Annotated in this window: 12 protein-coding genes; all 12 read left to right on the plus strand. The window is 65.9% G+C overall.

Annotated features, from left to right (window positions below; translation table 11 throughout):
* Nucleotides 1-140: 140 nt before the first annotated feature.
* Nucleotides 141-545 (plus strand): nucleotidyltransferase domain-containing protein, encoded by a 405-nt coding sequence (locus JS536_RS08405; protein WP_214356566.1) that lies wholly within the window; start codon nt 141-143, stop codon nt 543-545.
* Nucleotides 542-967 (plus strand): HepT-like ribonuclease domain-containing protein, encoded by a 426-nt coding sequence (locus tag JS536_RS08410; RefSeq protein WP_214356567.1) that lies wholly within the window; start codon nt 542-544, stop codon nt 965-967. Before JS536_RS08405 ends, JS536_RS08410 begins: the two co-directional genes overlap by 4 nt.
* Before the next feature lie 64 nt (nt 968-1,031).
* Nucleotides 1,032-1,997: an RNA methyltransferase gene (locus tag JS536_RS08415; protein WP_214356568.1), complete on the plus strand. Its 966-nt coding sequence runs from the start codon at nt 1,032-1,034 to the stop codon at nt 1,995-1,997.
* A 65-nt stretch (nt 1,998-2,062) separates the two neighbouring features.
* The gene (pheS, locus tag JS536_RS08420; protein ID WP_109056880.1) at nt 2,063-3,130 is read left to right on the plus strand and encodes a phenylalanine--tRNA ligase subunit alpha; all 1,068 of its coding nucleotides are present in this window, start codon (nt 2,063-2,065) and stop codon (nt 3,128-3,130) included.
* Between the two features lie 7 nt (nt 3,131-3,137).
* Nucleotides 3,138-5,747: a phenylalanine--tRNA ligase subunit beta gene (gene pheT, locus JS536_RS08425; protein WP_214356569.1), complete on the plus strand. Its 2,610-nt coding sequence runs from the start codon at nt 3,138-3,140 to the stop codon at nt 5,745-5,747.
* Between the two features lie 130 nt (nt 5,748-5,877).
* The gene (locus JS536_RS08430) at nt 5,878-6,606 is read left to right on the plus strand and encodes a hypothetical protein (RefSeq protein WP_214356570.1); all 729 of its coding nucleotides are present in this window, start codon (nt 5,878-5,880) and stop codon (nt 6,604-6,606) included.
* Between the two features lie 189 nt (nt 6,607-6,795).
* Complete coding sequence (gene argC, locus JS536_RS08435) at nt 6,796-7,890, plus strand: N-acetyl-gamma-glutamyl-phosphate reductase (RefSeq protein ID WP_214356571.1); 1,095 nt, start codon at nt 6,796-6,798, stop codon at nt 7,888-7,890.
* The gene (gene argJ, locus JS536_RS08440) at nt 7,887-9,065 is read left to right on the plus strand and encodes a bifunctional glutamate N-acetyltransferase/amino-acid acetyltransferase ArgJ (RefSeq protein WP_214356572.1); all 1,179 of its coding nucleotides are present in this window, start codon (nt 7,887-7,889) and stop codon (nt 9,063-9,065) included. Before argC ends, argJ begins: the two co-directional genes overlap by 4 nt.
* A 189-nt stretch (nt 9,066-9,254) precedes the next feature.
* A complete protein-coding gene (gene argB, locus JS536_RS08445; protein ID WP_214303707.1) occupies nt 9,255-10,211 on the plus strand; it encodes an acetylglutamate kinase in 957 nt (318 codons plus the stop codon).
* Complete coding sequence (locus tag JS536_RS08450; protein WP_214356573.1) at nt 10,201-11,496, plus strand: acetylornithine transaminase; 1,296 nt, start codon at nt 10,201-10,203, stop codon at nt 11,494-11,496. The genes argB and JS536_RS08450 overlap by 11 nt, the downstream gene beginning before the upstream one ends.
* 11 nt (nt 11,497-11,507) lie before the next feature.
* Nucleotides 11,508-12,473, plus strand: coding sequence for an ornithine carbamoyltransferase (gene argF / locus JS536_RS08455; RefSeq protein WP_214356574.1), 966 nt, complete (start codon nt 11,508-11,510; stop codon nt 12,471-12,473).
* Entirely contained in the window at nt 12,470-12,997 is a 528-nt protein-coding gene (locus JS536_RS08460; protein WP_214356575.1) for an arginine repressor, read from the plus strand. Before argF ends, JS536_RS08460 begins: the two co-directional genes overlap by 4 nt.
* Nucleotides 12,998-12,999: the final 2 nt, after the last annotated feature.

Consider the following 12,999-nt stretch of genomic DNA (forward strand, 5'->3'; position numbering starts at 1 on the left):
GCGGTATCACCGCACGAAACGTATATCGCAAGGCCATAAGGCTGCCAGGTGACCGGGCTCCACTGCCCGGTCACTTTTTTATTGCTGACGTATTCAGCAGCCGTATGTACTGAAGCGTTGCCGATGTGTAGGATGAAAGCATGACAGCGGCAACGGTTTCAGCGGTTCAAAGAGAAGAGAGGTGCTCACAGGAAGTGCCTTCCCCCTCGGGCATCGCGGCCATTGCGCGGCCGTTGGCCCGGCAATATGGCATCACGGAGTTGTATCTTTTCGGATCCATGGCCAGTGGAGACGCCGATTCGGACTCGGACATCGACTTCATTTACGGAACCACGAACGATGACATGCGTATGCGTCGCGTGGCCAATTTCCGTGAAGCTTTGCGTGAGGAATTCGGCCGGGACATCGATTTGGTGAGAACCGATTACATTAAGGAACCGGAGAAGAAGCCGTATGACGAGCTGATTCGTTCCCTGTTTGTTCGCAACGTGATGTCCAAGCCGATTCTGCGGATTCTGCCATCTGATGATGAGGCTCGGCAATGAGCGAAAAACGGTCAGCAAACGATCCGCAGCGTGATCTCATTCATCTGTTGCAGATACGTCATGAACTTGAATTGGCCCAATCTTTCCTTAAAGGTGTTTCTCTTGAGCAGTTCGAAGATGATGAACTGCGTCAGCATGCGGTGTCCATGGCAGTCGCACAAGTCGGGGAACATGTGAAGAAGCTATCCAAGCAGTTTGTCGCCGATCAGCCTGAAGTCGCGTGGAAGGCCATCGCCGGTACCCGCGATTGGATCGTGCATGATTATGGCAATCTGGATTTTGAAGAGATATACCGGTCGGTGACGACGGAAGCGGATGCGATCATCGCGATTGTCAGCAAGAACATCGAGCTCATCGGAATGCCTGATACGTCTACCGCGGTTTCGGCCGCACAAGTTCTGAAGGACGCCCGCGGCATCTAAAGGGCATCTAAAGACGGTGGTCCGAATCTGCGACGTTACCTATGGTTGCGGTAGGCTGTGGCGTATGCCGATTAACGCCCAGATTCTTGATAATCCCAAATCCGACCGTGTGCGCCGCATCGCGGACCTGACGCGCTCCAAGGGACGTGAGCGGTCCGGACGGTTCCTCATCGAAGGACCGCAGTCGGTGCGCGAGGCCGTCACTTGGCGGCCGGACGTGGTGCAGGATCTGTACGTGGAGGTCAGCCAGGCGCTCGACCATCCGCGCATCGTCTCGTCCACGCTCGCCAAGATCGTCGAGAAATCGCAGGACGCCACCATCTACGTGCATCAGTGCACCGGCGAGGTGATCCGCCGCATCAGCCCGGACGCCCAGGGCATCCTGGCCGTGGGCAACGCGCGCGCCATGCGCGTGGACGTCGCCGACTTCGAGATCGACGGCGGCAGCTCCCGCGATGCCGGCGACTCCGGCAAACCCCTGAACATCGCCGCCTTCTGGCAGGTGCGCGATCCGGGCAACGCCGGCACCGTGATCCGCGCGGCCGACGCCGCCGGATGCGACGCCGTGGTGTTCGTGGACGACTGCGTGGACGCGCTCAACCCCAAGGTGATCCGCTCCACCGCGGGCTCCCTGTTCCATCTGCCGGTCCTGACCATGGGCACCGAGGAGTTCTTCACCTGGACCGCCGCCCAGCATGTGGACGTCTGGGCCGCGGACGTGTACGGTACCCCGGAGCGCAAACCGGAAAGCCTGCCCACGGTGCTTGCGGAACTGACTGAAGCGCTCGGTGCGGCCGCCGGAACCGAGGCGATAACCGACGCGACCGCCGCGGAATCCCCGTCACCGCAGACTTCCCGCGCCGTGCTGTTCGGCAACGAGGCGCGCGGACTGGAGACCGAAATCCTGCGCAGATGCGACCGTATCGTCTCCATCCCGCTCTACGGCAAGGCCGAGTCGCTCAACCTCGGCACCTCGGCCGCGGTGATGCTGATGAGCCTGGCTATGTCGCGTCATATTGAAACAATGTGAGTTTGGAAAATACGCTGCAAACATTAGAAAACCGCGTTGAGAAATCATCGGACGAAAGGGTTCTCGTGGCAGAACAACTGGTGTTCGACGCCGACCAGGTGACCGCAGCGGTCGCCGAGGGCATCGAGAAAATCCAAGGAGCCTCCACTCTGGAGGAGCTCAAGGCCATCAAGACACAGTACGCAGGCGCCGATTCGGCGATGACCCAGGCCAGCAAGGCCATCGGATCCCTGCCCGCGGCCCAGAAGAAGGAAGCCGGCAAGCTCATGGGCAAGCTGCGCGCCGACTTCGGCCGCGCATACGGCCCCAAGGAGGCCGAGCTCAAGGAAGCCGCCGAGAAGGCCGCGCTCGCCGCCGAAACCGTGGACATGACGCTGCCGATCAACCGCAAGCCGCTGGGCGCCCGTCATCCGCTGGCCAAGCTGATGGAGGACGTCGAGGACTTCTTCATCTCCATGGGCTGGCAGATCTCCTCCGGTCCGGAGGTTGAGGCGGAGTGGTACAACTTCGACTCCCTGAACTTCGGCCCGGACCACCCGGCCCGCCAGATGCAGGACACCTTCTACGTCAAGGGCAACCAGGCCAAGGACGCCGCCGGTTTCGTGGGCTCCAACATGGTCGTGCGCACGCAGACCTCCTCCGATCAGGTCCGTGCGCTGCTCACCCGCGGCGTGCCGCTGTACATCGCCAGCCCGGGCCGTGTGTTCCGCACCGACGAGCTGGACGCCACCCACACCCCGGTGTTCCACCAGTGCGAGGCCCTCGCCGTGGACAAGCACCTGACCATGGCCGACCTCAAGGGTGTGCTGGACAAGCTCGCCGTGGCCATGTTCGGCCCGGAGGCCAAGACCCGTCTTCGCCCGAGCTACTTCCCGTTCACGGAGCCGAGCGCCGAGCTCGACCTGTGGTTCCCGGACAAGAAGGGCGGCCCCGGCTGGCTCGAATGGGGTGGCTGCGGCATGGTCAACCCGAACGTGCTCAAGTCCGCCGGCATCGACCCGGAGGTCTACACCGGCTTCGCGTTCGGCGTGGGCATGGAGCGCACGCTCCTGCTGCGCAGCGACATCAACGATATGCATGACCTGGTCGAGGGCGACGTCCGTTTCGCCGAACAGTTTGTGATGGGGGAGTGAGTTACCCATGCCTATGATCGATATCGATTGGCTCAAGGACCATGTCGAGGTTCCCGAGGGCCTGACCTACGAACAGCTCGCCAAGGACCTCGTCAAGGTGGGCCTTGAGGAAGAGGAGATCCACTCCTCCCAGGTGACCGGCCCGATCGTGGTGGGCTACGTGGTGGACGCCACCCCCGAACCGCAGAAGAACGGCAAGGTCATCAACTGGTGCCACGTGGACTGCGGCGACGAATGGAACGAGACCGACGAGAACGGCAACAAGGTGCCGCGCGGCATCATTTGCGGCGCGCCCAATATGAAGGCCGGCGAGAAGGTCGTCGTGACCCTGCCCGGTGCTGTGCTGCCCGGCGACTTCAAGATCGAGCCGCGCAAGACCTACGGCCACATCTCCAACGGCATGTGCGCCTCCGAGCGTGAGCTGGGCCTGGGCGACAACCACAACGGCATCATCCTGCTGCGCGAATACGGCTTCTCCAAGGCCGAGTACGACGCCTTGAAGCCCGGCCAGGACGCGATGCACCTGCTGCATCTCGACCAGCCGCTGCTGGAGATCAACATCACCCCGGACCGTGGCTACACGCTGTCCTACCGTGGCGTGGCCCGCGAATACCACCACTCCACCGGCCAGCCGTACACCGATCCGGCCGTGGCCCTCAACGAGAAGGCCCCGGAGCCGTCCGACTACCAGCCTGGCACCAAGGTCGACATCGACATCGAGATCGACGACAACAACCCGATCCACGGCGTGCCCGGCTGCGACCGCTACTACGCCCGCGTGGTGAAGAACTTCGATCCCACCGCCAAGACGCCGAACTGGATGCGCCGCCGCCTGACCCGCGCCGGCATGCGCTCCCTGTCCCTGGCCGTGGACGTGACCAACTACGTGATGCTCGACCTGGGCCAGCCCATGCATGCTTACGACCTCGACAAGATCGAGGGCCCGATCGTGGTGCGCCGCGCGAACGCCGGCGAGAAGCTCACCACGCTCGACGGCAAGGAGCACGAGCTCAGCACCGAGGACCTGCTCATCACCGACTCCCCGAACGGCGAGCGTGGCTCGCGCATCCTCGGCCTGGCCGGCGTGATGGGCGGCCTGTACGGCGAAGTGACCGCCGAGACCAAGAACATCCTGCTCGAGGCAGCGCACTTCGACCAGGTGACCATCGCCCGTTCGGCCCGCCGCCACAAGATCCCGTCCGAAGCCTCCCGCCGCTTCGAGCGCGGCGTGGACACCGCGCTGCAGCCGGCCGCCACCGAGATGGCCGCCGAACTGCTGGCCCGCTACGGAAACGGCGAGCCCAGCGACTTCCCGAACGACGTGAACAACACGCCTCGTCCGAAGACCATCCACTTCAAGGCCACCGAAGTGGCCCGCGTGGCCGGCCTCGACGTGGACATCAACCGCATCTCCGACATCCTCACCGACATCGGCTGCACCGTAGCCGGCGGCGGCAACGGCGAGTTCTCCGTGACCGCGCCGACCTGGCGTCCGGATCTGAACGAGCCGTGTGACCTGGTCGAGGAGATCGCGCGTCTGGTGGGCTACGACCAGATTCCGGTCATCGTGCCGCCCGCCCCGGTCGAAGGCCTCGTGGGCCTGACCCCGAACCAGCTGCGTCGCCGCCGCGTGGCGGACGAGCTGGCCGAATACGGCATGGTCGAGGCGCTCAGCTACCCGTTCGTGGGCGATGACGATTACAAGGCCTTCGGCTACGACCCCGCCGCCACCAAGAAGGTGAGCGTGGAGATCGCCAACCCGCTGTACGGCGACCGTCCGTACCTGCGCCGTGAGATCCTGCCCACCCTGGCCACCACCGTGCAGCGCAACATCCGCCGCGGCATCGAGAACGTGTCCCTCTACGAGCTGGGCCACGTCTACCTGTGGGATCCGAACGCGCCCGCCATCCCGGCCCTGCCCGGCGGCGTGCGTCCGACCGCCGAACAGCTCGCCGCGCTCGACGCCGGCTTGCCGGACCAGCCCGACCATGTGGCCGGCATCCTGACCGGTCTGGCCGAGGACGAGGGCTGGCTGGGCGGCAAGCGCCCGGTCGACTGGTCCGACGCCGTCGAGGCCGTGCGCCGCATCGCCGGCCGTATCGGCGCCGCCATCGAGCTCGACCAGCCCGCCGCCGAGGACGTGCCCGTGCAGTGGCACCCCGGTCGCGCCGCCCGCGTGATGGTGGGCGAGACGTTCGTCGGCTGGGTCGGCGAGCTGCACCCGCGCGTCAACGAGGCGCTGGGCTTCCCGGCCCACTCCGCCGCGTTCGAGCTCAACCTCACCGCGCTGTTCGCCACCCTGAGCGGCAAGCCGGTGCAGGCCAAGCCGATTTCCACGTTCCCGCCCGTCAAGCAGGACCTGGCCTTCACCGTGGACTCCACGGTGAAGGCCGCCCAGCTTGAGGCCGTGATCCGTGAGGCCGCAGGCGCGAACCTCGAGTCCATCGAACTGTTCGACGTGTTCACCGGCGAGCAGGTGGGCGAGGGCAAGAAGTCCCTGGCCTACGCCGTGGTGTTCCGCTCCCCGGACAAGACCCTGTCCGCCGAGGACAGCGACGCCATCCGTCAGGCCATCGTGGCCAAGGCCGCCGAACTCGGCGCCCAGCTGCGAGCCTGACCGCAACCGCAAAGGCTCTGTTCCGCCGGGATTGGTGAAAGGCTTTCCTTGGCTCCCCCTATCAGGGAGCCGCGGGTATTTCCACCGATCGCGGCTGAACAGAGCCGGTTCATATTTCACAAGGAGCGCCATGAGCCAGCCGGAGAACAATCAACCGGAATACGGGCAGTATCAGCAGCCCGAATACGGTGCGATGAGAAGCCAGTACGGCCCGAATTACAATCCGTATATCTATGGCGCTCCCGATACTTCCGCCAGCCAATCAGCGAACGGTGCCAACGATGGCACGGGCGCTCCCGGCATCGCCGGGGCCCAGCAGTCGCCGATGGGATGGCAGCAGCCCAACGGCATGCCGTACGGCCAGACCGGACAGTTCGGTCAGCAGCCGGGCCAGCAGTCCGGACCGGGCTACTATCCGGGCGGTTACCCCGGCATCCAAGGTCAGCCGTACCCCAACCCCCAGCAGGGCGCGAACGGCAACGGTCAGGCCGGACCCCGCGGCCAGCATCGCCCGCCGCACTTCTACAACGGCATCAATCTCGACGATCCCTCCCAGAACCCGCTGTACGGACACTGGGACTCCTATGCGATCATAGCGTTCGTGCTCGCTCTGTTCTTCCCGGTGCCGGTGCTCTCGGCGCTGATGGGCGGCGTGGCCATGTGGCGCACCCGCACCTTCCATATGAAGGGCTTCGGCCTTGCGGTGGCCGCCGTGATCATCAACATCCTCTACACGATCGCCGTGATTTGGATGGCCCTGAACGGCGTGGACGCCTCCACGCTGTATCAGGAGGCGCTGCAGCAGCTCATGGGCGGCATGGGAGGTTCCGGTTCTTCCGGCGATTCCATCTCTGCGTGATCCGATGTGATTCCGCCTCGCGCCGTGTAATACGGGAATCGGCCTTTCGGCCATGGGTTTCGCAACATCCCATGGCTGAAAGGCCGATTTTCTTGCGTCCACATACCAACACACCCACTGCATAAATATGCATGAGTCTGCATAATCGCGTATACTCGTCCAAGACACATCAGTTGAAAAGAGATGAGTATGGCGAAATACACAGTGGCCGTGGCCGGTGCCACGGGTTATGCCGGTGGCGAGGCGCTGCGCATCCTTGCGGCGCATCCCGACTTCGAGGTCACCTGCGTGGCCGGTCACTCCTCGGTGGGTGATTCCATGGCCAAGCACATGCCGCATATTCCCCAGCTGGCCGATCTGACGGTGGAGGACACCACGCCGGAAGTCCTGAACGGCCATGACGTCATCATCCTCGCCCTGCCGCACGGCGCGTCCGGCAAACTCGCATCCCAGCTCGACCCGAACGCCGTGGTCGTGGATTTGGGTGCCGACCACCGTCTGGAAGAGCACAGCGCATGGGACGAGTTCTACGGCGGTGATTTCTACGAGCATTGGACATACGGCATGCCCGAGCTCATCACCGGCAAGAACGCGGACGGCACCTACACCCGCCAGCGCGAGGCTCTGCCCGGCACCAAGCGCATCGCGGGCCCCGGCTGCAACGTCACCGCCACCACGCTGGCCCTCCAGCCCGGCATCGCCGAAGGCCTGGTGGAGCCCAAGAGCATCGTGGCCGATCTGGTGGTCGGCTATTCCGGCGCCGGCAAGAACCTCAAGCGCACCAACCTGCTGGCCTCCGAGGCCCTGCAGTCCGCCCTGCCGTATTCGGTGGGCGGCACGCACCGCCACATCCCCGAGATCCTGCAGAACTTCGCCCGCGCCGCCGGCAAGAGCGCCGCGGCCGCCAGCGAGTTCACGCTCGGCTTCACGCCGATTCTGGCACCTATGTCCCGAGGCATCCTGGCCACCGTCTCCGCCGAGATGACGGACAAGGCCCAGGCCATGAGCGACGAGGAGATCCGCGCCGTGTGGGCCAAGGCCTATGAAGGCCAGGACTTCATGGTGCTGCTGCCCGAAGGCATGCTGCCCGCGACCGGCAACATCATCGGCTCGAACGCGGCGCACCTGCAGGTGGTCACCGACCGCAAGTCCGGCCGCATCTACGCCTTCGCCGCCATCGACAATCTCAACCGTGGCACCGCCGGACAGGCGGTCCAGTCCCTGAACATCGCACTCGGCCTGCCGGAAGACGCGGGCCTGACCAAGATCGGAGTCGCACCGTGAGCGTCACATTCGCACAAGGTTTCTCCGCCGCCGGCGTGGTGGCGGGCATTTCCGCAGTCGAAGGCAAGAAGGATCTGGCCCTCGTCGTCAACAACGGCCCGCTGGACGCGGCCGCCGGCGTGTTCACCTCGAACCGCTTCTGCGCCGCCCCCGTGCAGTGGAGCCGCAAGGCCGTGGCCGACGGCCACATCAAGGCCGTGATCCTGAACTCCGGCGGCGCCAACGCCTGCACCGGCGAGGCCGGCTACCAGCAGTCCGTGGCCACCGCCAAGACCGTGGCCTCCCTGATTGGTGCCGACGACCCGTCCGAAGTGGCCGTCTGCTCCACCGGACTCATCGGCGAGCTCCTGCCGCTTGACAACGTGCTCTCCGGCGCGAAGAGCGCCTACGAGTCCCTGGCCGCCACGCCCGAAGCCGGCGCGGACGCCTCGCACGCCATCATGACCACCGACACCAAGCCCAAGACCGTCGCCCTGACCGGCTCCAACGGCTGGAAGATCGGCGGCATGGTCAAGGGCTCCGGCATGATCGCCCCGCAGCTGGCCACCATGCTGTGCGTCATCACCACGGACGCCGTGGTGAGCGCCGGCCAGATGCAGGCAGCCCTCGCCACCGCCACCGAGCACTCCTTCAACCGCATCGACGTGGACGGTTGCATGTCCACCAACGACACGGTCCTGCTGCTCGCCTCCGGCGCCTCCGGCGTGGAGCCGGACAAGGACGAGTTCAACAAGCTCGTGCGCGAGGCCTGCGCCTCCCTGGCCCGCCAGATCATCGGCGACGGCGAGGGCGCATCCCACGACATCCGCATCACCGTGACCGGTGCCACCAGCGAGGACGCGGCCCTGGCCTGCGGACGCGCCGTGGCCGCCTCAAACCTGCTCAAGTGCGCCATCTCCGGCAACGACCCGAACTGGGGCCGCATCGTGAGCTCCCTGGGCACCGTGCCCCCGGACGTCGCCCCGTACGACTCGGACAAGGTGACCGTGGACGTCAACGGCGTGCGCATCTGCGAGAACGGCGGCGCCGGACGCGACCGCAGCGAAGTGGACATGACCCCGCGCGAGGTCCACATCGACATCGATCTCAACACCGGATCCGACGCCCAGGCCACCGTCTGGACGGACGATCTGACGCACGAGTACGTGCATATCAACGCCGACTACGAAAGCTGAGTACACGAGAGTTGGCGGGTTTCGGTGCTCCTCTATTCCGGCTCCCTTCGCTGAGGGGAGCTGTCACCGTAGGTGACTGAGGGGAGCGCTGCGTAAGTCAGTCCCGAGCGGCTCCCCTCAGTCGGCTCTCGCCGCCAGCTCCCCTCAGGGAGGGGAGCCAAGAGAAAACGTGTAATAGGAAAGAAGACAATGGCTACTGAATTGAAGGGACCTGGGTTCCACTTCGACGTGCATACCGACCTCAGGGCCGATCAGAAGGCGGAAGTGCTCATCGAGGCGCTGCCGTGGCTGGAGGAGTTCGCCGGCCAGCGCATCGTGGTCAAGTACGGCGGCAACGCGATGGTGGACGAGAATCTCAAGCGCTGCTTCGCCGAGGATATGGTCTTTCTGCGCCAGGTGGGCCTGCACCCGATCGTGGTGCATGGTGGCGGCCCGCAGATCTCCCACATGCTCAAGGCCCTGGGCATCAAGTCCGAGTTCAAGGGCGGCCTGAGGGTCACCACCCCCGAGGCCATGGACGTGGTGCGCATGGTCCTGACCGGTAAGGTCTCGCGCGAGCTCGTGGGCCTGATCAACGCGCACGGCCCGCTGGCGGTCGGCCTGTCCGGCGAGGACGGCGGCCTGTTCTCCGCCATGCAGCGCAAGCCCGTCATCGACGGCAAGCCCACGGACATCGGTCTGGTGGGCGACGTGGTCTCCGTGGACGCCTCCGCCGTGGAGGATCTGGTGGCCGCCGGTCGTATCCCGGTGGTCTCCTCCGTGGCCCCCAACGAGGAGGACGCCACCGAAGTGCTCAACGTGAACGCCGACTCCGCCGCCGCGGCCCTCGCCGCAGCCGTCGGCGCGCACAAGCTGGTCATCCTGACCGACGTGGATGGCCTGTACGCCGACTGGCCGGACAAGAACTCCTTGATCGGCCGCATCGGCGTGGAGAACCTGCGCGACATGCTGCCCGACCTGGAATCCGGCATGCGCCCGAAGATGGAGGCGTGCGTGCGCGCCCTCGACGGCGGCGTGCCCCAGGCCCACATCATCGACGGCCGCAAGCCGCATTCGATCCTGAACGAGATATTCACCTCCGCCGGCATCGGCACCATGGTCGTACCGGAGGACGGACTGGAAATGAGGAGCTCCTATGGCTACTGAACATAAGGAAACACTGGGTGCCGAAGACAGCAAGTGGCTGGGGGAGTACTCCCAGGTCCACATGAACGTGTTCGGCACGCCGCTGCGCGTGATGGACCACGGTCAGGGCGCGCACATCTGGGACGTGGACGGCAATGAATACCTCGACTTCCTCGCCGGCATCGCCGTCAACTCGCTCGGCTACGCCCACCCCAAGTGGGTCAAGGCCGTCACCGAGCAGGCCGGCCGCATGGCCCACATCAGCAACTACTTCGCCTCCGAGCCGCAGATCGAGCTCGCCGCCAAGCTGGTCAAGCTCGCCGGCGCCCCCGAAGGCTCCAAGGTCTACTTCGGCAACTCCGGCGCCGAAGGCAACGAGGCGGCCCTGAAGCTCGCCAAGCTGTACGGCCGCACGCTGCCGGGCGCGCTGCCGTCCGTGGGCGGCAAACCCGCGCGCATCATCGCCATGACGCACGGCTTCCATGGCCGTACGATGGGTGCCCTGTCCGCCACGTGGAAGCCGGACATCCGCAAGCCGTACGACCCGCTCGTGCCGAACATCGAATTCGTGCGCGCCGGCGACAAGATCGCCCTGCACGACGCCTTCGCCCAGACCGGCGTCGGTCATTACGGCAAGGGCCCGGTGGCCGCGGTGATCCTGGAACTCATCCAGGGCGAGGCCGGCGTCAAGCCGCTCGGCGCCGACTACGTCAAGTTCGTGCGCGAGATCTGCGACATCCATCACGCGCTGCTCATCATCGACGAGGTGCAGACCGGCATCGGCCGCACCGGATCGTGGTTCGCCTTCCAGCGTGAGGACCTCTCCGGCGGCGTGACCCCGGACATGGTCACCTTCGCCAAGGGCGTGGCCGGCGGCTTCCCGATGGGCGGCATGATCGCCTTCGGAGCCAAGCTCGCCGCGCTGTTCACCCCCGGCTCGCACGGCTCCACCTTCGCGGGCAACCCGCTGGGTGCCGCAGCCGCCCTCGCCACGCTCGGCGTGATCGAGGACGAAAACCTCGTGGCCAATGCCGAGGAACGCGGCAAGCAGCTGCGCGAGGGCATCATGGCCACCGGCAACCCGCTGTACGTCTCCGTGCGTGGCCGCGGCCTGCTGGACGCCGTGGAGCTCAAGCACCCGTGCGCCCACGCCGTGATGAACTACTGCCTCGAACACGGGCTCATCGTCAACGCGGTGGCCCCCGACGCGCTGCGCTTCGCGCCGCCGCTGATCGTGACCGCCGAGGACATCGATCAGGCCGTCGCCGTCCTGAAGAACGTCCCCGCCGACCTGCCCAACGACTAAGGAGACCCATCATGACCCCAGAACTGCGTCACATGCTGCGCGATGACGACCTCAACCACGAGGAGCAGAAGCAGGTCCTCGAGCTCGCCATCAAATTCCACAAGGACCGTTTCTACAAGCAGCCGTTCGCCGGCCCACAGGCCGTGGCCGTGCTGTTCGACAAGCCCTCCACCCGCACCCGCTCCAGCTTCTCCATCGGCGTCGCCGAGCTCGGCGGCTACCCGCTGGTCATCGACAAGTCCGGCTCCCAGCTGGGCCGCGGCGAACCCGTGGCGGACACCGCCCGCGTGCTCGACCGCATGGCCTACGGCGTGGTCTGGCGCACCTTCGGCCAAGACCGCGTCGAGGAGATGGCCAAGTACTCCACCCACCCGGTGGTCAACGCCCTGACCGACGACTTCCACCCCTGCCAGATCCTCGCCGACTTCCAGACCATCGCCGAGCATCGCGGCGGCGTGGACAACCTCAAGAACCAGACCATCGCCTACCTGGGCGACGCGGCCAACAACATGGCCAACTCCTACCTGCTCGGCGGCGCGGTGGCCGGCATGGATGTGCGTGTGGCCGGCCCCTACGGCTACCTGCCCCGCCCGGACATCGTGGCCGACGCCAAGCGCATCGCGGCCCAGACCGGCGGCTCCGTCACGGTGACCACCGACGCCAAGGCCGCCGTGGAGGGCGCCGACTGCGTCTTCACCGACACCTGGGTCTCCATGGGCGAGGAAGCCGAGTACGCCATCCGCTCCAAGCCGTTCTGGGACTACCAGGTCAACGCCGAGCTCATGGCACTGGCCAAGCCGGACGCGCTCTTCCAGCACTGCCTGCCCGCCTACCGCGGCAAGGAAGTCACCTCCGAGGTGATTGACGGCCCGCAGTCCGTGGTGTGGGACGAGGCCGAGAACCGCCTGCACGCCCAGAAGGCGCTGCTGACGTGGCTGACCGGCAAGGCCCGCGGCGACGAAAGCCTGCTCGCATGACCGCTCGCGTCAGCGAGACCTCACCGTCCCTGCAACGGCCCGCCACCCGCGCGGCCCGGCTCAGCGCCATCGAAGAGGCGCTGGCCACGCATGTCATCACCTCGCAGTCACAGCTCTCGAAGATTCTCTTCGACGAGGGCATCGTGGTCACGCAGGCCACACTCAGCCGCGACCTCGACGAGATGCATGCGGTCAAGACCCGCCTGCGGGACGGGACGGTGGCGTATGCGGTGGATCGCGGGGCGTCCGGTGCGGATGCCGGCGAGGATGTGGGCCAGCGCGGCGAACAGCAGATGGCCCGCGTGCTCTCCGGCCTGGTCACTTCGGTGGCCGCCGCCCGCAATCTCGTGGTGGTGCATACGCCGTCCGGTGCGGCCCAGTACGTGGCGTCGGTGATTGACAAGCAGCCGCTCGACGGCGTGCTCGGCACCATCGCCGGCGACGACACCGTGATGGTGATCTGCGCCGATGACGATGCCGCCGCCACCCGCCGCGACTGGCTCCTCGCCCTCGTCTCCAAGTAGAC

The sequence above is a fragment of the Bifidobacterium sp. SO4 genome (genome assembly GCF_018555355.1).
Lineage (GTDB): Bacteria > Actinomycetota > Actinomycetes > Actinomycetales > Bifidobacteriaceae > Bifidobacterium > Bifidobacterium miconisargentati.